This window comes from Nocardia sp. MDA0666 (assembly GCF_003023875.1).
Taxonomy (GTDB): domain Bacteria; phylum Actinomycetota; class Actinomycetes; order Mycobacteriales; family Mycobacteriaceae; genus Nocardia; species Nocardia aobensis.
The window spans coordinates 1-25,851 of record NZ_PYHT01000043.1 but is presented as its reverse complement, the minus strand read 5'-3'; the positions used below and the strand labels follow the sequence as shown (position 1 = coordinate 25,851).

The following is a 25,851-nucleotide window of genomic DNA, read 5'->3' as shown; positions in this document are numbered from 1 at the left end:
AGATGGAGTGCTGGGCCATGCAGGCCTACGGCGCGGCCTACACGTTGCAGGAGCTGCTGACCATCAAGTCCGACGATGTGGTCGGTCGTGTGAAGGTCTACGAGGCGATCGTCAAGGGCGAGAACATTCCCGAACCGGGCATCCCGGAATCGTTCAAGGTTCTGCTCAAGGAACTGCAGTCACTGTGCCTCAACGTCGAAGTGCTGTCTGCCGACGGCTCGGCGATCGAATTGCAGCAGGCCGACGACGACGTCGTCGACCGCACCGCCGCGAATCTCGGAATCAGCCTGTCCGGCAACGAATCCGCCGCGGCGGATCTGGGCTGAGCGCGTGACCGCGCACCCCACGGGTGCGCGGTCACCTGCTCTCGGCCGCGTCGAATGCCGGGCCGAGTGGAGCCAGCGCGGCCCGGAGCTGCTCGGGCAGCGATCCCGCGGGCACGACGAAGCCGGCGATAGCCTCGGCGGGTTGCAGCCATTGTTCGAGCGCGACGCGAACCGCGGCCGCGACGGCGGCGGCGAGTACTCGCGCGGTGAGTCCTGAGGTTTCGCCCAGCCGCGCGGCGATCACATCCTCGAGTGCGGACGTGATCGCCGTCGTGGTCTCGAGGAAAGCCGCCCGCAGCGCCGGGTGGGTGGTGATCAGCAGCAGGGCGTCGCGATGCCGGTCGCCCGGATCGGAGTACTGCGCGACGATCGCCGCGGTGACAGCCGAGGCCAGGCGTGCGTCCGCGGGCTGCTCGGCGATCGCCACGGCGACCCGCGCCTCCCGGTCCGCGGCGACGGCGGCGACGATCGCCTCTTCCCGGCTGGAGAAATAGTTGTTGTACGTCCGCGGCGACACCCCGGCAGCCTCGGCGATGTCCTCCACCCGCACGTTGTCCGGCCCGCGTTCCAGGGCCAGCCGCATCGCCGCTTCCCGCAGCGCTACCCGGGTGGCCTGCTTCTTGCGCTCCCGCAGAAAGAAGGGCCCATCCACATGCGTGGCAAAGGAATGACCTACGACACTGGCTTCGTCCGCAACGGGGCTTCCTCCCGGGCGACACCGCGATGGATCGCGTCGGCCACCTGTTCTCCGAGCCCGCCGAGCGCGCCGGCCGGATCGCCGAGGTGAGCGCCCGCCTCGACGAGTTCCTGCGGGAGGCGGTGACGGCGGTCCGGCGACATTTCCTCGGCACACTCACCTACTGCGCGATACCGTTCGAGCAGATCGATTGGGCGCCTTTCGATGTCGTCTCCATCGAGCTGATCCGCTCGGCCGAGGTCGCCGACCGGTTCCGCGAGGGGGTGCGCGCTCTGGTCGCTCAGGGAAAGCCGTTGGCCATCACCGGATTCGGCACCGCGACCTGGCGGGGTTCGGCCGACGTCGCGCCGCGCAGTATGGAGATCGTCGACTACGACCCCGTCACCGGGGCACCGATCCGCCTGGACGGGGACTACGTCCGTGACGAGGCCGGTCAGGCCGCGCACCTGCGCGAACTGCTCGAGATCTTCGACAGCGAGGGTGTGGATTCCGCCTTCGTCTTCCTGTTCGCACTCCACAGCCATCCCCACCGCCCCGACGGCGACCCACGCGATGATCTCGACCTCGCCGGGCTGGGCATCGTGAAGGTTCTCGAAGACCGCCACGGCACCACCTATCCGGATATGACCTGGGAACCGAAAGCCGCCTTCACCGCTGTCGCGGAGTTCTACGGCAGCGCCGCGTAAGCCCTACCCCGCGGCGAACGCACCCGCCTGCGCCGCCAGCACCGCCGCGGTGGCCGCCCGTCGCGGCCCCTCCGGATCGGCCGGAGTCCGCAACAACACCAACTGGTGGTACAGCGGCGCGGTCGCCGCGACAAGCACTGCGCGCGCATCGGTTTCGGATGGGATCTCGCCACGGCGGATCGCCCGCTCCACGACGATCTCGCATTGCGCATAGCGGTCCTCCCACAGCTGCCGCAGCGCCCGCGCCGCGTCCTCGGAGCGGAAGGACACCGCGATCAACGCCGAGGCGATCGACGACTCCTCGGTGAGTGAATCCTGGATCTCCCGGTTGAGTTCGGTGAGATCGCCTGTCAGCGAGCCGGTGTCGCGCGGCTGCCAGTCCAGATCGCTCGCGGCGGCGAAGACGTCGGCGATCAGGCCGCCGACATCGCGCCAGCGCCGATACACCGTGGTGCGGTGCACGCCCGCGCGGGCCGCCACCGCATCCACGGTCAGCGCGTCGTATCCGTGCTCGGTCAATTCGGCTTGCACCGCGGCCAGCACGTGTTCGCGGATGCGAGCGGTGCGCCCGCCCGGTCGTGACGTGGGCTGCCGGGCGGCCGCGGGCTCGTTCGCTGCAGATCTCATCGCCTTCATCCGGTTGCTCGTCGGGAGGGAGTATGCCATCATCCTAAAGCAACATTCGTCGCATTAAAGGGTGGTCGCGGTTTCCGCACTGTCCGATCAGCCACGGACAGAAGGGATTCCGCATGCCCGAACAACTTCCCGTCACGGACCCGACCACGCTGCATCCGATGCCGGGACAGCCGCGGGTCGTCCTGCTGAAACCCCTCGTCACCTCGCCGCTGATCGAGGTCGGCGAATACTCCTACTACGACGATCCGGACGACCCCACCACGTTCGAGACCCGCAACGTCCTGTACCACTACGGTCCGGAGAAGCTGATCATCGGCAAGTTCTGCGCCCTCGCCACCGGCGTGCGGTTCATCATGAACGGCGCCAACCATCGCATGGACGGGCCCTCGACCTTCCCGTTCCCCACCATGGGTGGCGCATGGTCCCGGCACGTCGATCTCCTCATGGAACTGCCCAACCGCGGCGACACGGTCGTCGGCAACGACGTCTGGATCGGCTACGGCGCAACGGTGCTGCCCGGAGTGCGCATCGGCCACGGCGCCATCGTCGGCGCCGGTTCCGTGGTGACCTCCGACGTCCCGGACTACGGCATCGTCGGCGGCAATCCGGCCCGGCTCATCCGTCACCGCTACAGCGCGGCGGAGATCGACCGTCTGCTGGCCCTCGCCTGGTGGGACTGGCCGCTCGCGCACATCGACGAGCACGTCCGCACGATCATGTCCGGCACCGTCGACGACCTCGAGAAAGCGGCGACCGCACAGCCCTCCCGAATCGAGTAACCGCATGCTCGAATCACCCACCCCCATCTCGCTCGCCGACTGGCTGCGCGACCACGCCGCGCCGCTGACCCACCTCGACCCCGACGGCCCGCTCGACGACCTGGAACCGCTGCGCGAGATCATCGGCGCGGCCCGGGTGGTCGCGATCGGCGAGAACTCCCACTTCATCACCGAGTTCCAGCGGATGCGGCAGCGCCTTCTGCGCTTCCTGGTCGAACGGTGCGGCTTCACCGTCCTGGCCTTCGAGTACGGCTTCAGCGAGGGCCTCCTCCTCGACGACTGGGCGCAGGGCGCGGGAACCGACGACGATCTGGCCGACCACCTGGCCGGCACCATCCCGGTGGGAGTCGGCGAACCGCTGCGGTGGATTCGCCGGTACAACGGCACGGGCGCCACGCCGGTGCGCTTCGCGGGTATCGACATTCCGGCGGCCGGCGGCTCCCTGCTCCCCGCGCTGGGCCCGGTCGCCGACTACCTGCGCGAGGTCGATCCGCAGACGCTGCCGGCGGTCGAGACGGCGATGCGAATCGCCGCTTCCTTCGCGGGCGCCTCCGCCGCCTCGGCCGCGCCGGCGTGGTCGCGTATCTCGGCCGGCGATCGGGACACCCTCAGCGCGAATCTCGCGCGCCTGCTGATCCGTTTCCGCGCCGTCGAATCGCTGTACGTGTCCCGCAGCGATCAGCGCGGCTACGACATCGCCCGTCACCGGCTCGAGGCCGCCTGCCACGCCGACTACGGATTCGGCGCCATGGCAGACCTTTTCGCCGGCACCGGGCTCACTGCCGACACCTCGGCCCGCGACAGCTATATGGCCGACTCGGTCCTGTGGCAGCTGCGACATCGCGAACCCGGAACCCGGATCGTCCTGGCCGCGCACAACGCCCATATCCAGAAGGAGCCGGTCTCGTTCGGCGGGCAGCAGCCGGCCGGATTCCCGATGGGGCACTATCTGCGCCGCGCGCTCGGCGACGATTACTTCGCCCTGGGCTTGACCAGTACCGCGGGACAAACGGCGGACATGTTCCCCGACGAGAACGCGCCCTTCGGCTTCACCATCGCGGCAACGCCTTTGGAGCCGGGTGAGCCCGGCAGTATCGAAGCCGCCTTCGCCGAGGCCGGCTTCGGGCCCGGTCTCGCCGATCTCCGCCGTGCACGCGGTGCGGTCAGCCCGGAAGACCGCCCGAGCCGCACCCGGTTGCAGAGCGCCTACCTCCACGTCCCGGTCCTCGACGCCTTCGACGGTATGCTCGACACCGCGATCTCCACCGTGGCCGACCTGGGTAGCGGAACGCACTGAGAATCAGCGGCATTCGGCCGAGCTCACCGACGCAGCGATGCCAATCAGAAACATTGGGCGTGGAGTATTACGGTCGTGGAATCGCTCCCACCCAAACACCTTCTGCTGGAGGCCTGCCGGGGTCTGACCTATGACGGTCATCCCGTGCTGAAATGCGCGTGCCGCCTCAGCGAATTGCACGAGCAGAGACTGTCCGCCGCGCCCGGGCCGACACTGGACATCGATCACGATCGGGCACAACTGGTTTCCGATATCGATCGCTGGGTCGCCACCGAATTACCCCGGGCGCACGGCGGCGCACGGATGCACACCGAAACGGTCGGCACGGTGATCGACCGGCTCGCCCAGTTCTCCGCACTGGCCTATCTGACGTTGACGCACGAACCCGACCGGTTGATCCACGATGCCTGGCGGCGGCTGTCGGAATTGGCGGTGGCCTACGACCATCTGGCCGGTGAGGTGACCGCGGGCCTGTGCCGGTTGCCCGATCTCAGCGGTCATCGCGACGAGGAGTGAACCACCGGCCGAACGGCGGCGCGGGCGAGGGAACCGACGCCGCCGATGGCTGGGGATGAGCGGATCAGGGCAGTCGATCCGCATCGGGGCGACCCGACACACCGATCCTGCGCCGACATCCTCGAGATACCCCCGGATGTTCCTGTGAACCGGCTGGCAGGTGCACATTGCGGTCGTTTCCGCAGGTCGGCGCCGCCCAGTAGTACCTCAGGCGGTCGCCGCGGCCGGCGGTCCGGCGGGCATCAGCGCGCGCACGGCATCGATGGTGTCGGCCTGCGCGGGCTCCTTGTCCGGCCGATAGCGCACCACCCGGGCGAACCGCAGTGCCACGCCGCCGGGATAACGCGAACTGGTCTGCACCCCGTCCAGGGCGATCTCGACGACCAACTCCGGCCACAGATAGACGGTATGGCCGTCGCGGGCGCGTTCGTGACGCGGGAATTCCGCGGTCTGCCACTGCAGCAGGGCGTCGGTGAGCCCCTTGAAGGTCTTGCCGACCATGATCGGGTCGCCGCCGTGCGGATCCCGCGCGCCCAGGTGCAGATTCGACAGATATCCGGTGCGGCGGCCGTATCCCCATTCGGCGCCGAGCACCACCAGGTCCAGGGTGTGCGCCGGTTTGATCTTCTGCCACGCCCGTCCGCGGCGGCCGGCCGCATACGGCGCGGACAGCGATTTGATCATGATGCCCTCGTGCCCGGCGGCCAGCGCACCGTCGAAATATTCGGCGACGGCCTCGGGCTCCGGATCGATCAGCGCCGGAATCATCTGCGCACCCGCCACTTTCGCCAACGCCACCCTGCGCTCGCGTAGCGGGGCATCGAGCAGATCCCGGCCGTCCAGGTGCAGACAGTCGAAGAAGTACGGATGCAGCAGCAGTTCCCTGCTCGACTTCACCGTCAGCCGCGGCTCCTCCGAGGCCGGGTCGGCGGCGAACCGGCTCATCGTCTCCTGAAACGGTCGCGGCCGGCCGGAATCGGTGAGCGCCAGCGTCTCGCCGTCGAGAACCACGCTGTCACAGGGCAGTTCGGAGACCAGCTGCACCAGTTCCGGCACGCCGGAGGTGATGTCGCGCAGCGTCCGGGTGAACACCCAGACCCGAGAACCCTTGCGGTGCACCTGGATCCGCGCACCGTCGAGTTTGTGCTCCACGCTCACATCGCCCGCGAATTCGCCGAGCACATCGTCGAGGGTGGCCCCCGGCGAGGCCAGCATCGGCTGGATCGGTCGGCCGACCTCCAGCCGGAATTCCGACAGCGCCGCCGCGCCGCCGGAGATGGCCGCGGCGGCGGTCACCGGCAGGCGCCCGGAGAGCATGTAGGCCCGGCGCACCAGTTCGGCCGGCACGTCGGCCGCCTCGGCCACCGCCTCGGCGACGATCGCGGTGAGCGCGCCTTGGCGCAGCTCACCGGTCAGCAGGCGAATCAGGAAGGCCCGTTCGGCATCGGTCGCCCGGGCGAGCAGGGCGGTGAGCAGTTCCCGCCGCCGCGCGACCGATCCGGAGCCGGCCACCGCCGCCAATTCCGTCAGCGCCTGATCGACCGCGGCCACGGTGAGCGTCGATTCGGGCGCCGGTTCCACCTCGATCCCGGCGACCGTCCGCCAGCCCGCGCCCAGCCTGCCCTGCGGTAGCTCACCGGAAATCCACGCGACGACCGGCAGCAATTCGCCCGATTCGGCCCGGCTCAGCAATTCGGCCAGACCCGCGATCTTGACCTTGCGCGACGCGGATGCCCGCACCGAATCCGACGCCGCGACCACATCCGAAAGCAGCACGGACTCGACGGTAGCCGCTCGGTGTGACATATAGCTCGAGTCCACTGCTAATTCTCCATTGGCAGCTTTGCGAAAGGTCCATAGTCTGGGCATATGGCCAAGACTTACGTCGGGGCGCGATTGCGACAGCTGCGCACCGAACGAGGGCTGAGCCAGATCTCGCTCGCCAAGAAGCTGGAGATCTCGGCGAGCTACCTCAACCAGATCGAACACGACGTGCGTCCGCTCACCGTACCGGTCCTGCTGCGGATCAGTGAGGTGTTCGGCGTAGACACCAGTTTTTTCGCCTCCCAGGACGACACGCGCCTGATCGCCGAGCTGCAGGAGGTGGTGATGGACACCGAACTCGGGATCGAGGCCGACGCGCAGGAGATCGCCGATATGGTGTCGGCCCATCCCAGCCTCGCCCGGGCGCTGGTGAACATGCACCGCCGCTACCGCAACACCACCGCACAGCTGGCCGCGGCCACCGAGGACCGCTTCTCCGACGGCAGCGGGTCGGGCGCCATCTCCCGCCCGCACGAGGAGGTGCGCGACTTCTTCTATCAGCGCCAGAACTACATTCACGAATTGGACACCGCCGCAGAGGAATTGGCGACTCGTATGCGCCTGCACGGCGGTGATCTGCGGCGTGAGCTCACCCGGCGGCTCACCACCGGTTACGGCGTGCAGATCGTCGAGCGGATCGACCTGGGTGACGGTGTGCTGCACCGCTACGACCCCGAGGCCCGCAAGCTCGAGATCGCCCCGCATCTGTCGGGCGGTCAGCGCGTCTTCAAACTCGCCACGGAACTGGCGTACCTGGAATGCGGTGATCTGATCGACAAACTGGTCGAAGAAGGCAATTTCGCCTCCGAGGACACCCGCACGCTCGCGAAACTCGGCCTCGCCAACTACTTCGCCGCCGCCACGGTGCTGCCCTATTCGCATTTCCACGAGGTCGCCGAGGATTTCCGCTACGACATCGAACGGTTGTCGGCGTTCTTCGCGCAGAGCTACGAAACGATCTGCCATCGACTCTCCACCCTGCAGCGGCCCAAACTGCGCGGGGTGCCGTTCTCGTTCGTGCGCGTGGATCGGGCGGGAAATATGTCGAAACGCCAGTCCGCCACCGGATTCCACTTCTCCTCCGCGGGCGGAACCTGTCCGCTGTGGAACGTGTACGAGACCTTCGCCTATCCCGGCCGCATCATGACGCAGATCGCCCAGATGCCCGACGGCCGCAAATACCTGTGGATCGCGCGCACGGTGGAGCGGCGCGCCACCCGCTACGGACAACCCAGCAAAACCTTCGCCATCGGCCTCGGCTGCGAATTGCGGCATGCCGGACGCGTGGTCTACGCCGACGGCCTGGACCTCAACGAACCCCAGGCCACCCCGATCGGCGCCGGTTGCCGCGTCTGTGAGCGCGCCAACTGCCCGCAGCGCGCGTTCCCGCCGCTGGGTAAATCCTTGGACATCAGCGAACACCGCAGCTCGATCTCGCCGTACGTCCTGCGCTGAGCCGACGGACTCCGGCGTGTTCCGGGCAAACGATGTCCCGATTCAGTGGAAACCCGGCCCACAGCGAGGGGCGGCTCGACGGCGCGTGCTCGACACTCGAGGAGCCGCGATCCGATCCTCCCGAGGAGCACGTCCATGACCACGAAACCGACCATCGTCCTCGTCCACGGCGCTTTCGCCGATTCATCCAGTTGGAACGGCGTCATCGCACGCCTGCGCGCCGAGGGCTACTCGGTGGTGGCCGCCGCCAATCCCTTGCGCGGCCTCGAAACCGATGCCGCCTACGTGGCCTCGGTCCTCGACACCATCGAGGGCCCGATCGTCCTCGCGGGTCATTCCTACGGCGGCAGTGTCATCACCGTCGCCGCGCACGACCGGCCCGCGGTCACGGCCCTGGTCTATATCGCGGCCTTCATCCCCGCGGAGGGCGAGAACGCGCTCGAACTGACCGGCAAGTTCCCCGGTTCCACGCTCGCGCCCACCACCGTCGCCCACCCGCTTCCCGGGGCGGCGGGCACCGAACTCCACATCCGTCAGGACGAATTCCCCGCCCAATTCGCCGCCGACGTGCCGGCCGACATCGCCGCCACCATGGCGATCACCCAGCGCCCGGTCGCGCTCGCCGCACTGGAGCAACCGGCTTCGGCAGCGGCATGGCGCGCCGTTCCCTCCTATTCGCTGGTCACCACCGAGGACAAGAACATCCCCGTGGAGTCCCAGCGGTTCATGTCCGAACGGGCCGCCGCGCACACCGTCGAGGTCCGGGCATCGCACGCGGTTTCCGTGTCCGATCCCGGCGCCGTGGCCGATCTGATCCTCCTGGCCGCTCAGCGCTGAGCCGACCCGGGCCGGCAGGCGGAATCTGCCGGCCCGGGCCGGTGGTGAGCCGCGCCCGTCGGTGCGCGCTTTTTGTTAGCGTGGGGCATGGTGTCGACGGAGCCACGGATCGCACCCGGTCGCCTGCGCGAACTGGGTCCGGTGAATTGGGTTGTCTGGCAGGTGCTTTCCCGCGCGGCGGGCACCGACGACGCCCACCTGTTCAGCACGCTCGGCCGCACCGGTGGCCTGTTCCGGGGCTGGCTGCATTTCTCCGGCCGGTTGATGCCCGGCGGAAAGCTCTCGCGCTACGAGACCGAACTCGTCATCCTGCGCGTCGCGCATCTACGGAACTGCGAATACGAGACCGACCACCACATCCGTCTCGGCAAACGCGCCGGTGTCACCAAGGACATCCTGGCGCGCCTGCGCACCGGCCCCGACGCCGAAGGCTGGCCAGACAAGGAACGGGCGCTGCTGACCGCGGTCGACCAGCTGGTCACCACCCGCGACGTCGACGACGCCACCTGGTCGGCGCTGGCGCAGCACTACGACGAGAAGCGCCTCATCGAAATCGTGCTGCTGGCAAATCAATACGAAGGTCTCGCCAGCACAATCACCACCCTGCGCATCCAGACCGACCACTGAACCGAACGGATCCGGCGGCTCATTCGGAAGTCCCGGACCGTTCGACGAGGACGGCCAGGCCGTCCAGAACGCGCGCCAGACCGAAATCCCAGGCGTGGTCGGCGCTGTAGGCGCTGTCGTGCGCCTGTCCGGCGGCCGAGCCGACCCGCGCGGCCAGCGGATAGCGCTGCGGGTCGAAGACCTGTTCCAGGACCGGGGCGGTGCGTTCCCACCATTCGCGGTCCGACACTCCGCTGTCGGCCGCCGCACGATCGGTGTCGATGGCGATGCGAGACACCGCGGTGACGAAGCCGAGGAGGTAGGTCAGCGCCGCATCCATCTCGACATCGCTCAGCCCGAGCCCGTCGAAGGCGCTCAGTTCGTGGTCGTATTTCGCGGCGAGCCCGGGGCCCAGCGGTGGCCGGGTGGTCGGCACGTAGGCGACCCAGCGGTGGCGGGCGAGCATCGTGCGATTGTCCTGCGCGACGGCGGCAACGCGTTCCCGCCAGGGCTTTCCGGTCAGTTCCGTACGCGGCATCCGGGCGTAGACCCAATCGAGCATGAGGTCGAGCAGCTCCGCCTTACCGGGCACATAGGTGTAGGTGGCCATCGGAGTCAGCCCGAGTTTCGCGGCGACCGCTCGCATGGTCAGCGCCGCCGAACCCTCGGAATCGGCGATATCCACCGCCGCCGCCACCACCTCGTCGACACTGCTGCGCTGTTTGGGGCCGCGCGTCGGCGCGCGGCCCGGCTGCCGCCAGAGCAACTCCAGCGTGCGAGCGGGATCGCCGGCGCCGGATCGCTCACCGGTGGCGCGCGCCCGGCGGGGCCGCTCCTCGCCCGAATTCTCTCGCACCCGATCTCCCGGTGTCGTTGCCGTGCCGCCGCGGTCCGGCGTCGTGCGCATCGTATCGAGTCGCCCCGCGCCGGAATAATTCTCTACGCTGTACTGTATACATAGTAGAGAGTTTCTGGATCGCACGGCTCGCCGCCGTGCGCCCACCCCGAGGAGGACCGTGAACATCACCGCATCCGCCGTCTCGCTCAACGTTCCCGACCCGGAGGCGTCGGCGATCTTCCTCAGCACCCACTTCGGGTTCACCGTGGAGATGTCGGCCGACGGATTCGTGTCGCTGGCGCGCCCCGACGCCGGGTTCAACGTGATCCTCCTGCGCACCGGACTGGAGACCTTCAAGCCGGCCCGGATCGCGGGCACGGCCGGACAGGGCTTGCTGGTCGTGTTCACCGTCGACGACATCGACGCCGAATACGAGCGCGTTCGGGCCGAAGGGGTCGAGATCGTGACCCCGATCGAGACCGAGCCGTGGGGCGAGCGCTACTTCCAGGCGATCGACCCGAACGGCATCGTGATCCAACTGGTCCAGTGGGTGGGTGACCCGAGCGCCTACGACGCGAACAGCACCGAATCCTGATTCCGCGCCCGGTGCCCGACGTCTCGACCCGACGCCGGGCACCGTTCGGGGCCACCGGAGCACCCGCTCACTCAGCGAGAGCGCGCCTCAACACCTCGGCCGCCGAAGTCGACGGCCGGCCGATCAATTTCTGCAGATCGCCGCTGGTCACATCCAGCCACCCCGCACGCAGTCCGGTATCGGAATCGGCCAGCACCCGCGCGAAATCGCCAGGTATCCCGGCCTTTTCCAATCCCGCCAGGTATTCGTCCTGCGGCAGATCCTGATACCGCACCGGCTTTCCGGAAACAGTCGAGATCACCTGTGCCACATCGGCGAGCGACAGGTGCTCGTCGCCACCGAGCTCGTAGATCCGTCCCGCATGACCGTCGGTGGTCAGCACCACCGCGGCGGCCTCGGCATAGTCGGCCCGCGCGGCAGCGGCGACCAGTCCGTCGCCGGCCGCGCCGTACAGCACGCCCGACTCGAGCGTCGCGTCCAGACCGTTCAGATAGTTCTCCCAGTACCAGCTGTTGCGCAGGAATACGTGCGGCACAGCAGATTTCGCGATCACCTCTTCGGTGCCACGATGCTCCTGCGCGAGAATCATCGGATTCTCCTCGGCGCGCGGAATGCTGGTGTAGGCCAGCAGTTCCACGCCGGCCCGCTCGGCGGCGCGCAAGACATTGGCGTGCTGGTCGACCCGCACACCGAATTCGTTGCCCGACACCAGCAATACCCGACCCACACCCGCGAGCGCGCGATCGAGGGCTTCCGGATCGTCATAAGCGGCCTGCCGCACCTGCACACCGCGCTCTGCCAGATCGGCGACCTTGGCCGGGTCCCGGACGACCGCGACGACGGGCCCCGCATTCCTGTTCAACAGCGCCTCGACGACGAGACGGCCCAACTGCCCACTTGCCCCGGTGACGGCGACGGTCATAACCCAACCTCCAGATCTGATGTACGGAACATCTTGTACTAACTATTAGTTAGTACCTGATATTCCCGCACCGCAGACGAGAACGTCACTACTACAGCGATGGGTAGCATCGAGGCCATGACGAGCCGGCAACTGCGATCGGCGGACGACGCCGATCCGACCCTGGAAGCCGACGTCTTCGCGCGCAACTGCCGCTCCCGGCCGGTGCTGCAGAACGTCGCGAGCCGCTGGGGCGCACTCGCCCTGGTCGCGCTGCGCGAAGGTCCCTACCGTTTCAGCGCGCTGCGCCGCCGCGTCGACGGCATCAGCGAGCGCATGCTGTCACAAACCCTGCAGGCCCTGGAACGCGACGGCATGATTCACCGCGAAGTGCAGCAGACCATCCCGCCACGCGTCGAATACACCCTCACCGACCTGGGCGCACAGGTCGCCGATCAGCTGTACGGACTGATCGCGATCCTCGAGGACAACATCGACGTCATCTTGGCGGCGCAGGACACCTACCACCGCGACTGAGCGGTTCACCCGATCCTTACGAAAACGGCCCGGTACCAGCCGAATTCGCTGGTACCGGGCCGTGAACGCGAGGATCAGAAGTTGATCATGTGTCCCGCGAGACCGTGGAACGCTTCCTGCAGTGCCTCGCTCAACGTCGGGTGAGTGTGCACGTTGCGTGCCAATTCGTTGACGGTCAGATCCCACTTCTGGGCCAGGGTCAACTCGGGCAGCAACTCCGACACATCGGGACCGATGAGATGGCCGCCGAGCAGCTCGCCGTACTTCGCGTCGGCGACCAGCTTCACGAAACCGGTCGGGTCGCCCAGGCCGTGCGCCTTGCCGTTCGCGGTGAACGGGAAGGTCGCGACCTTCACGTCGTACCCTTCGTCGCGAGCCTGCTGTTCGGTGAGGCCGAAGCTGGCGACCTGCGGCTGGCAGAACGTCGCGCGCGGCATCATCCGGTAGTCACCCAGCGGCAGCGTCTCCGCACCGCCGATCGTCTCGGCCGCGACCACACCCTGCGCCTCGGCCACGTGGGCCAGCTGCAGTTTCGCGGTGACGTCGCCGATGGCGTAGATGTGCGGCACGTTGGTGCGCATGTAGTCGTCGATCGCGATGGCGCCACGGTCGGTCAGCTGCACGCCCGTGTTCTCCAGGCCGTAGCCCTTGACCCGCGGCGCGAAACCGACGGCCTGCAACACCTTGTCGACCGTGACCGTCTCGACCGAACCGGACTTGTTGTCCTTGATCGACACGGTGACCTTGGAACCGTTGTCCTCGATGGATTGCACCGAGGCACCGGTGGTGATGGTGATGCCGAGTTTCTTGTACGCCTTGGTGATCTCCTTGGAGACGTCGGCGTCCTCGTTCGGCAGCGCGCGGTCGAGGAACTCCACGATCCGCACGTCCACGCCGTAGTTCTTGAGGACGTACCCGAACTCCATGCCGATCGCGCCCGCGCCGACGATCAGGATCGACCCCGGCAGATCCCGGGTCAGGATCTGCTCCTCGTAGGTGACCACGTTCTGCGACAGCGAGGTGCCCGGCAGCAGCTTGGTCTCGGTGCCGGTGGCGATGATGACGTTGTCGAAGGTGACGGTTTCGGTGCCGCCGCTGCTCAGCTCGACGGAGAGCGTGTTCGCGTCGGTGAAGGTGCCCTTCCCGTCGAACTCGTCGATCTTGTTCTTCTTCATCAGGAAGTGGACGCCCTTGACCCGGCCGTCCGCGACCTTACGACTTCGATCGAAGGCGGCACCGAAGTCGAAGTTCGCCTGCCCGGAGATACCGAAGGTCTTCGCTTCCTTGGTGAAGATATGGGCCAGCTCCGCGTTGCGCAGCAGTGCCTTGGACGGAATGCACCCGACGTTCAGGCACACGCCACCCCAGTATTTCTGCTCGACGATCGCTGTTCGCAGGCCGAGTTGAGCGGCGCGGATCGCGGCGACGTAACCGCCGGGACCAGCGCCGAGAACGACGACATCGTAGTGGGAAGTCACGGCAACGAGCCTAGCGCTGTTGCCGAAAGCTCACTCATCCATCCCCCGCAGGGGTGAGAGGGCGGCCACAGCGTGCGTCTACGCCCAGACCTCCCGTGCGGCACGGGCGAAATTGCCGTGGAAGATCGCCGCGCGTTCGGCATCGGTGAAACCCCGGCGGGCCAGGACTTCGTCCAGTCCGGCGATGCGGGGACGGGCGTGCGGGTTGTGCACATCCGTCCCCAGGTGCGGTGACAGGCCCAGCAGATCCTCCGGTGGCACCCACTGCAGTGGCCCCCACCGCGTGTAGTCCTCCGAGAAATTCTCCGGCGCGGCCGCGATCTCCGCGTTGAACTGGTCCCCGTCGAACGAGAAGTCCGAACCGATCCCGATGTGCTCGACACCCACGAGTTCGGCCCCGTAGGCGATGTGGTCCGCCATCGCCTCGATGCGCGCGGCCCGTCCCTCGACGCGGTTGCGGCCCAGAAAGATTCCGACCCCGTTGATTCCGATCACCCCACCGGTCGCCGCGCACGCACGCGCCTGGTCGTCGCCGATATTGCGCGGATGTGGCCACAGCGCGGCGAAATTGGAGTGGCTGTAGATCATCGGCCCGCCCGCGACCTCCGCGATCTCCAGGCCCGTGCGCCGCGAACAGTGCGAACCGTCGGCGAACATCCCGACCTCGCCCAGCATGCGGATGATCGTGCGCCCGTAAAGCGTCAGTCCGCGATCGTCCGGATCCAGGCATCCGCCGCCGGCCGCGTTGGCGTGGTTGTAGGTCGGCAGCAGCGAACGCACGCCGAGCGAGTGGAACAGCGCGATATTGTCCGGATCGCCGTCCAGCGGCCGCGAATCCTCGAGATCGAAGGCCAGCGCGACGCGGTCCTCGGAGCCGGATGTCACCTCGATATCGCCTACGGACTCGACGAGCCGGAAACGCCCGTCCGCCAGCGCATTCCGGCGCAGCAGATGCAGCATGGCCAGCGCATCCTCGATCGAATGCAGTGAATACCCCACATTCACCGACAGATACGACCCGGCCGGGTAGCGCGTCAGTTCGGTGATTTCGGCGGACGGGAGGATCGGCAGGCAACAGTGCTGCTCCCAGAGCGGATATGCCACCGCGGTCCTCCTTCCGGCCTTCCCGGGGCGTCCAGCAACTGTACGGAGTCGACGGCCGCACGGGCGACGAGACACGGCGCGATGCACCTCTCACCCCTCGGCGGACCGGCCGGTAGGCCAGAATGTGACCCATGAGCGGCGCCGAGCAAACAACCGATCCGTACCTGTGGCTCGAGGATGTCACCGGCGAACGTGCCCTGTCCTGGGCACGAGCCCACAACGAGGTGGTGATGGAACGCTTCGCCACCTCCGATCGGTTCGACGCCCTCGACCATCGCATCCTCGCCATGCTCGACACCGACACCCGCATCCCGTACCCGACCCGGCGCGGACGCTGGCTCTACAACTTCTGGCGCGACGCCGAACACCCCCGCGGGCTGTGGCGCCGGACCACCTTCGACGAATACCGCGGCGACGATCCGGCCTGGGATGTGCTCGTCGACCTGGACGCCCTGGCCGTCGCCGAGGACGAGAACTGGGTCTGGGGCGGGGCGGCGGTCTTGCGTCCGGACCAGGAACTGGCCCTGATCAGCCTGTCGCGCGGCGGAGCGGACGCCAAGGTGGTGCGCGAATTCGATCTGACCACACGGCAATTCCGCCCGGCGGCGGCGGGCGGCTTCCACCTGCCCGAGGCCAAATCGCAGGTGCGCTGGATCGATGCCGACACCGTGTACGTCGGAACCGATTTCGGCCCCGGCACACTCACCGACTCCGGATATCCGCGTCTGGCCAAGCGCTGGCGCCGCGGCACCCCGCTGGCGGAGGCGGACACCGTCTTCGAGGGCGAGCCGGGCGATGTGATGGTCTCGGCCGGCTACGACCGCACGCCGGGATACGAACGCCACTACGTCGCCCGCGCCACCGACTTCTTCAACGAATCGGTCTATCTGCTGGACCGCGACGGCACGCTGCGCCATATCGACGTACCCACCGACGCGTCCGAATCCTGGTACAAGGATTGGCTGCTGGTGCAGTTGAAATCGCCGTGGGAGACAGCGGGCCGCAGCTATCCGGCGGGCGCTCTCCTGGCCATCGATATCGGCGAATTCTTCGACGGAGCACGCGATTTCGAGGTCGTCTTCGAACCCGACGCACACACCTCCCTGCACGGCTACGGCTGGACCGAGAACCACCTGCTGCTGATCACGCTGGAGGACGTGCAGACCAAGCTGTACGTGCTGACGCCCGCCTCGGCGACGACCCCGGGTTCGGGATGGACTCGCGAACCGCTCGCCGACACCCCGCCGATGGCGACCACCAACGTCATGAACCTGGATCCGCTGGAGAGCGGTGACGAATTCATGCTCACCACAAGCGGTTTCACCACCCCCGCGACACTGCTGGCCGGTTCGGTGGGCAGTCCGGCGGTGGCCCTCAAGCGGGAACCGGCGTATTTCGACGCCGAGGGCATCGACACCGAACAGTTCTTCGCGCGCTCCGACGACGGAACCATGGTGCCGTACTTCGTGATTCGCCACCGCGACCACCGGGGCACGCCCGGCCCGACCGTCGTCTCGGGCTACGGCGGCTTCGAGGTCTCCCGCACCCCCGGTTACAGCGGCGCCTCCGGCATGGGGTGGCTCGAACGCGGCGGCACCTGGGTGATGGCCAACATCCGCGGCGGCGGTGAGTACGGGCCCGAATGGCACACCCGGGTGCAGAAGGCCAACCGCTACAAGGTCTACGAGGATTTCTCCTCGGTCGCGAAAGACCTGGTCGCACGGGACATCACGACCGCGGGGCAACTCGGCGCGGTCGGCGGCAGCAACGGCGGCCTGCTGATGGGCGTGATGCTGACCCGCTATCCGGAACTGTTCGGCGCCATCGTCTGCCAGGTGCCGCTGCTGGATATGAAGCGCTATCACCTGCTGCTGGCGGGCGCGTCCTGGATCGCCGAATACGGCGACCCGGACAAGCCCGAGGAGTGGGAGTACATCAGCAGGTATTCGCCCTATCAGCGGGCGATGGCGGCCGACCCGGCGCGCCCCTACCCGCCGATTCTGCTCACCACCTCCACCCGCGACGACCGGGTCCACCCCGGCCACGCCCGGAAGATGGCGGCGCTGCTGGAATCTCAGGGGCGGACCGTCTGGTACCACGAGAACATCGAGGGCGGTCACGGCGGCGCGGCCGACAACAAGCAGATGGCCTTCCAGTCCGCGCTGATCTACGAGTTCTTCACCCAGATGCTGATCGAGCGGCGCACCACCGCCTGACGTCGGGATTTCGCGGCACAGATGACCAAAGACCCTCATCGATCAGGGTCTTCGGTCTCTGGAGTGTGATTCGGCTCACTGCCATTCTCGGTTCGAGAACACCCCTCGCCGACCACCGCGGTTCGGTAGCGGGATCTCCCGAGAGGAGCACACATCATGGATACGTTCTGGGACTACGTCTGGTACACGATTCTGGTGTTCGCCTTCGTGGCCTACCTGATCATCCTGTTCCAGATCTTGGCCGATCTGTTCCGCGATCACACGGTGTCGGGCATCGCCAAGGCCGCGTGGGTGATCGGCCTGGTGATATTCCCGTACATCACCGCACTGGTCTATCTGATCGTCCGGGGAAAGGGTATGGCCGTGCGCTCCCAGCAGGCTCATGCGGAGGCCAAGCAGGCGGCCGACGACTACATCCGGCAGGTGGCGGGCAAGTCACCGGCGGAACAGATCGCCGACGCCAAGGCCCTCTTCGACGCCGGCACGATCGATGCCGCCGAATTCGACCAGCTGAAGGCCCGCGCACTCGGTCACAACGGCGCCACCCCCGGCACCGCCGACCGCGGCAATATGGCGGCACGATAGCGGCGGCTACCCGGCTCCGGTCCGTCCGTCGGCCACGGTGCCGGCGTCCGGGTCGGAGCCGACGGCCTGCCGCGGTAGCCGGCCGGTGAAGAACAAGGCGGTGACGGCCAGCAGCGCCGTCATCGCGAAGGCCACCTGCAATGCCAGCAGGCGGGAGTCGGAGTTGACCGCGACCACCGCGTCGGCGGTCGGCGTGTCGACTCCGGCCGCGTCGAGCGACTGTCGCAACTGGGTATCGGACATGAACGGCACGCCGTCGGCCAGTTCGGTGGTGGCCCGTTGCGAGACCGAGGGCGGCACCGCGGGATTGTGCTCGAGGTCGTTGATCACCGAGGACGTCAGCGTGGCGATGAGAATGGAACCGATCAGCGCGGTGCCGAGCGAGGCGCCGAGATTGGTCGCGGTGTTCTGCAGCCCGCCGACCTCCGCACTCTGCGAATCCGGCACCGCCGACACGGTGATCGCTCCGAGCTGTGAGGCCAGCGCACCCAAGCCGAGTCCCATGAACAGCATGGGCACTGCCACCACGCCGGCATCGGCCCCCGGATCCATGCCGCCGGCCAGCAACAGAATCCCGATGATCATCGAACCCAGTCCCAGGCGCACCACCCGCCGCGGATTCGCATGCGGCAAGAATTTCGGAATTCCGGCCGCGGCGACGACGAGCGCGATCGACAGCGGAAGGATGCGCACACCGGTTTCGAGCGCACTCAATTCGAGCACCACCGACAGGAACAGCGGGACCGAGAAGAACACCCCGGCCTGAATCGCGAACTGCGCGAAGAACATCGTCAATCCGCCCCCGAGCCGGCGATTGGCGAACAACCGGGGGTCGACCAGTGGCTCCCCGCCGGATCGCAGCAGCCGGTTCTGCCACCGCAGGAATGCGTACAGCACCAGCAGGCCCGCCAGGATCAACCAGATCACCGGCGACAGGCCCGCGATCGCGGTACCGCCGGGACGCGGGCGGATCCAGCCCCATTCGCTGGACCGCAGCACGCCGAAGACGACGGCCCCCAGCCCGACGACGGACAGCACCGAACCGAGAAGGTCCAGATGCACCCGCTGTGCCGGCACGTCCGCCACCCGGCGCAGCACGAGCAGGATCGCCACCACGACCACGACCTCGCCGAAGAACACGTACCGCCAGGACGCGAAGGTCGTCACCGCCCCGCCCAGGAGCGGGCCCACCGCCACGGCCATCGCACCGGCCGCGGCGACGAGTCCGTATGCGGCGGCCCGGCGTTCGCGGCCGAAGTTCGCTGCCACCAGTGACACGATCGCCGGCATGATCAGCGCCGCCCCGATGCCCTCCAGCAGCGACCAGCCCAGCAACAGCACCCCCAGATTCGGCGCCAAGCCGGTGACCAGTGAGCCCGCGCCGTAGACGACCAGTCCCACACCGAATGCCCGCCGCCGCCCGAGAATCGTCCCGACCTTGCCGCCGGTGACCATCAGCGAAGCCATCACCAGCGTGTACAGCGTGATGGCGGTTTGGATTCCGGTGATCGTCGTGCCGACGTCATGGGCGACCGTCGCCATCGAGACGTTCATGACCGAACTGTCGAGGGTCATCAAGAATTGGCCGGAGCCCAGCACCGCCAAGACGAGTGTGGATCCGGAGGCGGCGCCCGCCCGCGTCGTCACTCCCGCCGCGCTCGTTGTCGAGCCGACGCGAGACGACGGCCTGAGCATCGGTATCGGCAGACGACCCACCTGCGCATTCGTCCATTCAAGCACTCGCGGGCCCGGAATCGGTCGCGTTCGGCTACAGGTCGCGCACCCACTTCTCGATGCGGTCCACGGTCGATTCCGGATCGATGATCCAGCCGTTGTGCCCCAACGGTTTCGGCTCGTGCCAGGTGCTCACGCGCGCCTCGGGAAGTTTCTCCAGCAGATGCGCGGCCGAACTGCGGGGGGTGAGATCGTCGCCGCTCATGGTTATCGAGAGGACCGGCAGGGTGAGCCGCGCGATGCGCTCGTCGTAGTCGATATCGGCGCCGACCGGTACGAACCGGCCGGTGCGGGCCAGCCGCGCCCAATCGGAGATCAGCACCTTGGACTGCCGGCCGAAACCCCCGGCGGTGATGCGATCCCCCGGCCAGAACCCGGCGAGATTCGCGGTCAGCGAGATGGCGGCCGGTCCGACGAGCATCGCGGAGCGGGCGATCCCGCCGTAACCGCGGTAGTAGGGAGTGCCGGAGGCGATGAGGATCAGCCCGCCCAGCCGGCCGCGGATCCGCGCGGCGTACATGACCCCGAGCTGACCACCCATACTGTGCCCGAGCAGCATCGGCGTGCTGTCCGGGAAACGGGTGCGGACGGCCTGGAAGATCGCCGGAAAATCGACCGAGACCAACTCGTGGTAGCCGTAGCTACTCGATGGGCTCGGCTTCGGCCGGCTGTCACCGTTACCCCGCAACTCCCCGATCGCCGCATCGAATCCGCGCCGCGCCAGCTCGCGCGCGAAATCCCCGTAGTACTCGCCCGGCACACCCAACCCCGGAATGATCACGATGACCGGCCGCGGGGCATCCGCGGTGATGGCATGCCGGTGCGGACCGCTCGCGGCGACGAATCGCACCGGCACCGTCGACCCGTCCGGCATCTGGATCGGAATCGTCTCCATACGCGCACGCTACCGCGACGCGTGCCCAGGTAAGCGCGGGCGAGGCCCGAACTCCCGCTACGTCGGTTCACGAAGCTCAGGAGCCCACCGCATCCGGCTCGGCCGACCCGTCCGCACATCGTTGTCCGCTCTCCCGGTCTGCCGCGTCTCCGGCCCGCCTGTCGCCAGTGCCTCGGGCCTCCGCGTCGGCGGCCGACTCCTCGGCCCTACCGTCGGAGGCGATCACGTTCGCCGCGTCGACGACCAGCCCCTCAGCCGCAGCGATAGCCTCGCGTGCCGTTTCGTCCACCGCGGGCGCACAACTGACCTCCAGCAGTTCGTCGAGTCCCCGCCGGGTCGCCACCACCACCAGCTGATTGCCCGCGGCGAGCACCGTCTGCGCAGCAGGCTGCCATTCCGGCGCGTCCCCGACCGCCGGCTGCACCGCGATCACCCGGGTGTGCTCCGCCGATCCGAGGTCGGCGATCCGCAACCCGATCAGCGCCGATCCGGGCTCCACCGGCACCTCCGCGACCAGCAGGGTGGCCTGGTTGATCGTCAGGGTGGCGATCACTCGCCGCTCCACCACGGCCGCGGCGAAGCCGTGCGCGGCCAATTGGAAGACGCTGCGCACCACCGCCTTCCCGAGACTGCGCTGTACCCGGTCGGCCAGGTCGTCGTCGGAGACGCGCAGCACCACCCGCAGGTCGTCACGATAGGACTGCCCGAGCATCGCGGCCTCCAGATTCACCGCGTCGCTGGAGGTCAGCAGAACCAGCGCCCGCGCCTTCGGCACACCCACCGCGCGCAACGTGTCCTCCCAGGTGGCCTGACCGATCACCACCGGCACCCCCAGGCTGCGCGCCAGCGCGATACCGCGCGCGTTCTCGTCGTAGTCCAGCCCCACCACCGGCACGTCGAGGTCGCGCAACTGTTCCACCACGCGCATTCCGACATTGCCCAATCCCGCGACCACCACGTGGTTTTCCATCCGTGAGGGGTCGATCGAATATTCCGACAACTGCGCCCGCAACACGCCACCCACCACGAGCGCGGTGACGACCGGCGTCATCGCCAGCCCGGTGAAGACCACCCCCAGTTGCAGGATCTTGAACAGCGGTTCGCGGGCCGGCTCGGGCTGCGCCGCACCCGCCGAATCCAGCAGCGTTTCGTATATCGCTGTGCCCCAGCTGTTTCCGATCAGCACCATGATGACGCACACGGCCGCGATGATGATCAGCATCACCAGCAGCAGCCGGATCAGATCGTGACGGACCAGATAGCGCAGCTGGTGCAGCCAACGTCGCCGCGCCCCGGGCGAATACGGCACCCGCCCGGCCAGCGCCAGCACCCGGTCCGCCGAGGCGTGCGGCGAGCGCAACGCGATTGCGCCCGGTCCGCCGGCCAGCCCGGCCACCACCCGATCCGGCGGCGCATCACCGGCCGCGGCGACGTACAGGGTGCGTTCCCCCAGCCGCAGATAGTCCTGCGCCTTCTCGCCGAGGGCCGCGGCGATGAACGACGGGGCGGCCATCTCCGAGATCGACAGCACCACACAATCGGAGAACAACCGGCGAATGCGAAAACCCAAGCCGGTGTTGAACATTCGGATCACCAGCCGGATCCGCGGATTGAGTTCGTGGGCGCGCAGCGCGGCGTGGAAGTTCTCCACGTCCGCCTGATCCACCAGGGCCAGCGCTCGGGCCCGCTCCACCCCGGCCGTGCGCAGGACGGTCTCGTCCAGGCGCTCGGCGCACAGGATTCGCACCCGCGCCAACTTCTCCAGTTGTGGAACGTAGCTGCCGTTGCGGTTCGGCAGTACCGCGGTCACGGTGGCATCGGCGAACCGGGTGGTCAGCTGCAGGGCCAGCTGGTGGACGAGCGGGTTGTCTCCACAGACGACGAATGTCGGGGACTGCCCGCCCCCCGGCGAAACATGCACCACTCGATGCTAAAGCGAATCCCGTTCGGCGGCACGGCGCTTCGTCGATCAGGCGCTGACCGCACCCATGATGACCCGGCGCAGCACCCTGATCACCTCGTCGAGGGGCCGGCGCGGCTCCGAACCGCTCCACTCGTCCACCACGTAGTTCACCGCACCGATGATGGCGAGCATGCGCGTTTCGTAGTCACCACTGGGGATCTCGCCCTGCAGCGCCGCATCCTCGGCGGCTCCGGCCAGCAGTGCACCCCAGGCGCGACGCAACTCCAGCCGGAACTTCTCCACCTTCGGCCCGGCGCCGACCACCTCGACCAGCGCGACGCGGGCCTTGCGCGGATCGCGCCCGATGGACTCGATATAGGCGCGCACCCCGGCGTCGATGATCTCGATGGCACTCGCATCGGCATGCGCGTCCAACGCGGCGACGACCGCGTCCCGGGATTCTCGATCGATCTGCTCGTAGAGTTCCAGCAGCAACGATTCGCGACCGGTGAACTCCTCGTAGAACTGACGCGAGGAAAGTCCGGCGTCTTTGCAAATGGCTCCGACCGAGCTATTGGCATACCCGTCTCTGGCGAACACTGTGAGACCAGATTCCAGAAAACGCGCACGTCGCTGCCGCTGCCGGTCTTCTACGGGCTGCCCGGCGTACATCCTACCCGCGTTCGTTTCCTGAGACATTGCGCCAGACAATACCGAAGGGCCCGATTCCCTCGTCATGGATCGGGCCCTTCGCTTACACCTCCGACTGACCGCGCGTTAGCCGGAAGTTGTCTATATGGTCGGAGCGCCGGTGCAACGACTGCGCTCTTCCTGTCGCGGATGGTTTGCCGAAACGGAGGATAGTCGATAACACCTATACAACGGAAGAGTTTGAAGGAATTTTCTAGGTTTTATTTCGACAACGATTCCATCAGGAAATAGTCGCGCCGCCCGGCGGCAGCGCGAGCGGTAGGCCGAAGCGCGGGAAGTTCTCGGCAGGCGGGAAATGAGCGAGCGCGGAAATACCGTCCGGGCCGTACGTCGTCACCAGAAGTCCGGTCGCCCGAAACGATCCGTCCGCCCGGCGGGAATAGCAGCCGAATGCGGGGTGGCCGTTGGCTCGCACCGATTGCAGCCGAATCTCCGCACGATCCCGAAATGCCGGAATACCGTGAAGGAATTCACCGATCGCCGCCCGGCCGTGATACTCGTGCGGCCACGGCGGCATGGTCAGCCACGCGTCGTCGGTGAGCAGCTCGACCACGGCGCCCACATCCGCAGCCTCGAAGGCCCGCGCGAAACGCTCGCTGAGTCCTCGCTCCGCGGGCGACCCCGGCTTCTGCTCCGGACGCCCGCCGCCGTGACGAGACAGACGTTCACGAGCCCGCTGCAATGCCGCCTTCACGGCCACGGGAGTGAGGCCGAGCAGGCCGGCCACCTCCGCCGCGCTGAACTCGAGCACGTCACGCAGGACGAGCACGGCGGCCTGGCGCGGTGGAAGTTGTTGCAGCAGGGCGATGAACGCCAACTCGACGGACGCGCGTGCGGTCAGTACCTGCTGCGGATCCAGCAGCGCGTCCGGACACGGCTGCAACCAGCTCACCTCCCCGTGACGAGTCGGCTCCGGCGCGTCGAAGGGCAACGGCGCCACCGGCCGGCGCAGTGCGGACCGGCGCACATTGAGGCACCGATTGGTCGCGATCCGATAGAGCCAGGTGCGCATCGACGACCGCTGCTGAAATTCGGCCATACCGCGCCACGCCGCGAGTAGCGTCTCCTGCAACGCGTCCTCGGCGTCGTACATCGACCCGAGCATCCGATAGCAGTGGGTGCGCAACTCGGCCCGATAGGGCTCGGTGAGCTCACGAAAGGTCTGCTCATCCACGCCCGGGGCCCTCGACGACTCCGTCATCGCCCCATCGTCACATCGGCCACCGACAGCCGGTCCGTTCCCCGCCCGGCCGGTGTCTATATCGGTGCAGGGTTCCATCGACCGGAGAAGAGGACGACATGATCGGAAACCACAGCCCCGCGGCCCGGGTGGCCCTCGCCTATTTCGAGGCATGGACCGGAAAGGACCTCGATCGTGCGATGACCTATGTCGCCGACGACATCGTCTGCGATGCCCCCGCCGGCCGCATCGAAGGCGCGGCCGCCTATCGCGACTTCATGGAACCGTTCACCCGAATCCTCACCGGCGCAACGCTGTTCGCCGCCTTCGGCGACGAGACCACCGCCGTGGTCTGCTACGACACCGCGACCCTCCCGGTACCGAGCGCCCCTGCGGCGGAACTGGTTACCGTCGTGGACGGCCGAATCACGGCCAGCCGCTTCATCTTCGACCGGCTGCCGTTCGAAGCCGCACGCGCGAACAACAACAGTTAAGTAACTACTTGACTATTAGGGCAAGGCTTCTACACTTAAGTAGGTGCTTAACCAAACCGAGCGGCTGGACCTGATCTTCCGGGCGCTCACCGACCCCACCCGCAGATATCTGCTCGAACGGCTCGGCCGGGGACCGGCGGCAGTCAGCGCCCTGGCCGAGCCGCTGGAGATGAGCCTGGCGGCCGTCGTGCAACATCTTCAGGTACTGCAGGACGCCGGGCTGGTGCGGTCGGAGAAGGTCGGCCGGGTGCGCACCTGCCATCTGGTGCCCGATGCGCTGCGTCCCGCCGAGGATTGGTTGCACGCGCGGCAGACCCCGTGGGAACGCCGCCTCGACGCGCTCGGCGCAGCTCTCGCCGAGCACACCACCCCCGAACCCGAGGAGTCGCCATGACGACCACGCATTCCCTGGTCCATTCCACGTTCACCCTCGAACGCGACTATCCCGTCATTCCCGCAGCGGTTTTCGGCGCATGGGCCGAACCGGAACGCAAGGCCGAGTGGTTCAGCGCGCCCGGCACCGAACACGAGCTCGACTTCCGTGTCGGGGGCCGCGAGACCGCCGCCGGCGTACACGACGGCAAGCAGATGACCTTCACCACCACCTACCAGGAGATCGTCCCCGCCGAACGCATCGTGTACACCTCCACGATGAGCGTGGACGACGCTGTCGTGACGGTCTCGCTCACCACCGTCGAATTCGCCGACACCGCGGCCGGCACCCGGCTGACCCTCACCGAACACGGCGCCTATCTCGACGACCACGAAAAGCCGGAATGGCGCGAGCACGGCACCAGCGAACAGCTCGCCACCCTGGGCGAACGCCTGCGGGAAATGTCGAGCCGATGAAATGCGGAAGGCCCCCAACCTGGTGGTTGGGGGCCTTCGCGAATGATGTTCCGGCGGTGTCCTACTCTCCCACACCCTGGCGAGTGCAGTACCATCGGCGCAGGTGGCCTTAGCTTCCGGGTTCGGAATGGGACCGGGCGTTTCCCCACCGCTATAGCCGCCGTAACTCTAT

At 67.6% G+C, this 25,851-nt stretch carries 27 protein-coding genes and 1 rRNA gene; 15 read left to right on the top strand and 13 right to left on the bottom strand.

Features of this window, described 5'->3' with window-relative positions:
• A partial coding sequence (locus tag C8258_RS31765; protein WP_146161383.1) for a hypothetical protein occupies window positions 1-326 on the top strand: 326 nt, incomplete at its 5' end.
• Window positions 327-357: 31 nt separating this feature from the next.
• On the opposite strand, the gene C8258_RS31760 is transcribed toward C8258_RS31765, so the two are convergent.
• Window positions 358-978, bottom strand: a complete 621-nt coding sequence (locus tag C8258_RS31760) for a TetR/AcrR family transcriptional regulator (protein WP_233225469.1) — start codon at window positions 976-978, stop codon at window positions 358-360.
• A gap of 71 nt (window positions 979-1,049) precedes the next feature.
• Between C8258_RS31760 and C8258_RS31755 the strand changes: the two genes are divergently transcribed.
• Window positions 1,050-1,709, top strand: coding sequence for a hypothetical protein (locus C8258_RS31755; protein WP_199195923.1), 660 nt, complete (start codon window positions 1,050-1,052; stop codon window positions 1,707-1,709).
• Window positions 1,710-1,712: 3 nt separating this feature from the next.
• On the opposite strand, the gene C8258_RS31750 is transcribed toward C8258_RS31755, so the two are convergent.
• Window positions 1,713-2,336 carry a TetR/AcrR family transcriptional regulator gene (locus C8258_RS31750; RefSeq protein WP_199195922.1) on the bottom strand — a complete coding sequence of 208 codons (624 nt, stop codon included), beginning with the start codon at window positions 2,334-2,336 and terminating at the stop codon, window positions 1,713-1,715.
• Window positions 2,337-2,458: 122 nt separating this feature from the next.
• On the opposite strand from C8258_RS31750, the gene C8258_RS31745 reads away from it, so the two are divergent.
• From C8258_RS31745 to C8258_RS31735, 3 genes are all read left to right on the top strand, one after another.
• Window positions 2,459-3,124, top strand: coding sequence for a CatB-related O-acetyltransferase (locus C8258_RS31745; protein WP_106958280.1), 666 nt, complete (start codon window positions 2,459-2,461; stop codon window positions 3,122-3,124).
• Between the two features lie 4 nt (window positions 3,125-3,128).
• The gene (locus C8258_RS31740) at window positions 3,129-4,421 is read left to right on the top strand and encodes an erythromycin esterase family protein (RefSeq protein ID WP_106958279.1); all 1,293 of its coding nucleotides are present in this window, start codon (window positions 3,129-3,131) and stop codon (window positions 4,419-4,421) included.
• A 75-nt stretch (window positions 4,422-4,496) separates the two neighbouring features.
• Window positions 4,497-4,937 carry a DUF4254 domain-containing protein gene (locus C8258_RS31735; protein ID WP_106958278.1) on the top strand — a complete coding sequence of 147 codons (441 nt, stop codon included), beginning with the start codon at window positions 4,497-4,499 and terminating at the stop codon, window positions 4,935-4,937.
• A 207-nt stretch (window positions 4,938-5,144) separates the two neighbouring features.
• On the opposite strand, the gene C8258_RS31730 is transcribed toward C8258_RS31735, so the two are convergent.
• Complete coding sequence (locus tag C8258_RS31730; protein ID WP_106958282.1) at window positions 5,145-6,713, bottom strand: ATP-dependent DNA ligase; 1,569 nt, start codon at window positions 6,711-6,713, stop codon at window positions 5,145-5,147.
• A gap of 93 nt (window positions 6,714-6,806) precedes the next feature.
• Between C8258_RS31730 and ramB the strand changes: the two genes are divergently transcribed.
• The 3 genes from ramB to C8258_RS31715 all read left to right on the top strand — a co-directional run bounded on the left by ramB (window position 6,807) and on the right by C8258_RS31715 (window position 9,680).
• On the top strand, window positions 6,807-8,216 hold the full coding sequence (gene ramB / locus C8258_RS31725) for an acetate metabolism transcriptional regulator RamB (RefSeq protein ID WP_063002744.1): 1,410 nt from the start codon (window positions 6,807-6,809) through the stop codon (window positions 8,214-8,216).
• Between the two features lie 135 nt (window positions 8,217-8,351).
• Window positions 8,352-9,053 (top strand): alpha/beta fold hydrolase, encoded by a 702-nt coding sequence (locus tag C8258_RS31720; protein ID WP_106958277.1) that lies wholly within the window; start codon window positions 8,352-8,354, stop codon window positions 9,051-9,053.
• Window positions 9,054-9,140: 87 nt separating this feature from the next.
• Window positions 9,141-9,680 carry a carboxymuconolactone decarboxylase family protein gene (locus tag C8258_RS31715; RefSeq protein WP_094026138.1) on the top strand — a complete coding sequence of 180 codons (540 nt, stop codon included), beginning with the start codon at window positions 9,141-9,143 and terminating at the stop codon, window positions 9,678-9,680.
• Window positions 9,681-9,699: 19 nt separating this feature from the next.
• Here the strand turns inward: C8258_RS31715 and C8258_RS31710 are convergent, their stop codons facing one another.
• Complete coding sequence (locus C8258_RS31710) at window positions 9,700-10,515, bottom strand: TetR/AcrR family transcriptional regulator (RefSeq protein WP_233225468.1); 816 nt, start codon at window positions 10,513-10,515, stop codon at window positions 9,700-9,702.
• Window positions 10,516-10,675: 160 nt separating this feature from the next.
• Between C8258_RS31710 and C8258_RS31705 the strand changes: the two genes are divergently transcribed.
• Complete coding sequence (locus tag C8258_RS31705; RefSeq protein WP_106958275.1) at window positions 10,676-11,092, top strand: VOC family protein; 417 nt, start codon at window positions 10,676-10,678, stop codon at window positions 11,090-11,092.
• A 67-nt stretch (window positions 11,093-11,159) separates the two neighbouring features.
• On the opposite strand, the gene C8258_RS31700 is transcribed toward C8258_RS31705, so the two are convergent.
• Window positions 11,160-12,014 carry an SDR family oxidoreductase gene (locus C8258_RS31700; RefSeq protein ID WP_106958274.1) on the bottom strand — a complete coding sequence of 285 codons (855 nt, stop codon included), beginning with the start codon at window positions 12,012-12,014 and terminating at the stop codon, window positions 11,160-11,162.
• A 117-nt stretch (window positions 12,015-12,131) separates the two neighbouring features.
• On the opposite strand from C8258_RS31700, the gene C8258_RS31695 reads away from it, so the two are divergent.
• Window positions 12,132-12,530 carry a helix-turn-helix domain-containing protein gene (locus C8258_RS31695; RefSeq protein WP_106958273.1) on the top strand — a complete coding sequence of 133 codons (399 nt, stop codon included), beginning with the start codon at window positions 12,132-12,134 and terminating at the stop codon, window positions 12,528-12,530.
• 74 nt (window positions 12,531-12,604) lie between these two features.
• On the opposite strand, the gene lpdA is transcribed toward C8258_RS31695, so the two are convergent.
• Both lpdA and C8258_RS31685 read right to left on the bottom strand, forming a co-directional pair.
• A complete protein-coding gene (gene lpdA, locus C8258_RS31690) occupies window positions 12,605-14,008 on the bottom strand; it encodes a dihydrolipoyl dehydrogenase (RefSeq protein ID WP_106958272.1) in 1,404 nt (467 codons plus the stop codon).
• Window positions 14,009-14,086: 78 nt separating this feature from the next.
• A complete protein-coding gene (locus tag C8258_RS31685) occupies window positions 14,087-15,112 on the bottom strand; it encodes a dipeptidase (protein WP_106958271.1) in 1,026 nt (341 codons plus the stop codon).
• Window positions 15,113-15,243: 131 nt separating this feature from the next.
• Here C8258_RS31685 and C8258_RS31680 point away from each other — a divergent pair, with 131 nt between their 5' ends.
• Together C8258_RS31680 and C8258_RS31675 are read left to right on the top strand one after the other, a co-directional pair.
• Window positions 15,244-17,328: a prolyl oligopeptidase family protein gene (locus C8258_RS31680; protein WP_106958270.1), complete on the top strand. Its 2,085-nt coding sequence runs from the start codon at window positions 15,244-15,246 to the stop codon at window positions 17,326-17,328.
• Window positions 17,329-17,484: 156 nt separating this feature from the next.
• Entirely contained in the window at window positions 17,485-17,913 is a 429-nt protein-coding gene (locus tag C8258_RS31675) for an SHOCT domain-containing protein (protein WP_036506181.1), read from the top strand.
• Between the two features lie 6 nt (window positions 17,914-17,919).
• Here the strand turns inward: C8258_RS31675 and C8258_RS31670 are convergent, their stop codons facing one another.
• The 5 genes from C8258_RS31670 to C8258_RS31650 form a co-directional block, all read right to left on the bottom strand.
• On the bottom strand, window positions 17,920-19,608 hold the full coding sequence (locus tag C8258_RS31670; protein ID WP_106958269.1) for an MFS transporter: 1,689 nt from the start codon (window positions 19,606-19,608) through the stop codon (window positions 17,920-17,922).
• A gap of 73 nt (window positions 19,609-19,681) precedes the next feature.
• The gene (locus tag C8258_RS31665) at window positions 19,682-20,542 is read right to left on the bottom strand and encodes an alpha/beta fold hydrolase (protein ID WP_106958268.1); all 861 of its coding nucleotides are present in this window, start codon (window positions 20,540-20,542) and stop codon (window positions 19,682-19,684) included.
• Between the two features lie 76 nt (window positions 20,543-20,618).
• A complete protein-coding gene (locus tag C8258_RS31660; protein ID WP_158271338.1) occupies window positions 20,619-22,463 on the bottom strand; it encodes an NAD-binding protein in 1,845 nt (614 codons plus the stop codon).
• 48 nt (window positions 22,464-22,511) lie between these two features.
• Window positions 22,512-23,117, bottom strand: a complete 606-nt coding sequence (locus C8258_RS31655) for a TetR/AcrR family transcriptional regulator (RefSeq protein WP_036506194.1) — start codon at window positions 23,115-23,117, stop codon at window positions 22,512-22,514.
• Between the two features lie 259 nt (window positions 23,118-23,376).
• Entirely contained in the window at window positions 23,377-24,357 is a 981-nt protein-coding gene (locus C8258_RS31650) for an RNA polymerase subunit sigma-70 (RefSeq protein WP_106958266.1), read from the bottom strand.
• 98 nt (window positions 24,358-24,455) lie between these two features.
• On the opposite strand from C8258_RS31650, the gene C8258_RS31645 reads away from it, so the two are divergent.
• The 3 genes from C8258_RS31645 to C8258_RS31635 are packed head-to-tail and all read left to right on the top strand — an operon-like array spanning window position 24,456 to window position 25,679.
• Window positions 24,456-24,830 carry a nuclear transport factor 2 family protein gene (locus C8258_RS31645; RefSeq protein WP_106958265.1) on the top strand — a complete coding sequence of 125 codons (375 nt, stop codon included), beginning with the start codon at window positions 24,456-24,458 and terminating at the stop codon, window positions 24,828-24,830.
• A gap of 43 nt (window positions 24,831-24,873) precedes the next feature.
• Complete coding sequence (locus C8258_RS31640) at window positions 24,874-25,224, top strand: helix-turn-helix transcriptional regulator (RefSeq protein WP_106958264.1); 351 nt, start codon at window positions 24,874-24,876, stop codon at window positions 25,222-25,224.
• On the top strand, window positions 25,221-25,679 hold the full coding sequence (locus C8258_RS31635) for an SRPBCC family protein (RefSeq protein ID WP_106958263.1): 459 nt from the start codon (window positions 25,221-25,223) through the stop codon (window positions 25,677-25,679). Before C8258_RS31640 ends, C8258_RS31635 begins: the two co-directional genes overlap by 4 nt.
• A gap of 48 nt (window positions 25,680-25,727) precedes the next feature.
• On the opposite strand, the gene rrf is transcribed toward C8258_RS31635, so the two are convergent.
• Window positions 25,728-25,844: ribosomal RNA gene (gene rrf / locus C8258_RS31630) — 5S ribosomal RNA — on the bottom strand.
• Between the last annotated feature and the right edge of the window lie 7 nt (window positions 25,845-25,851).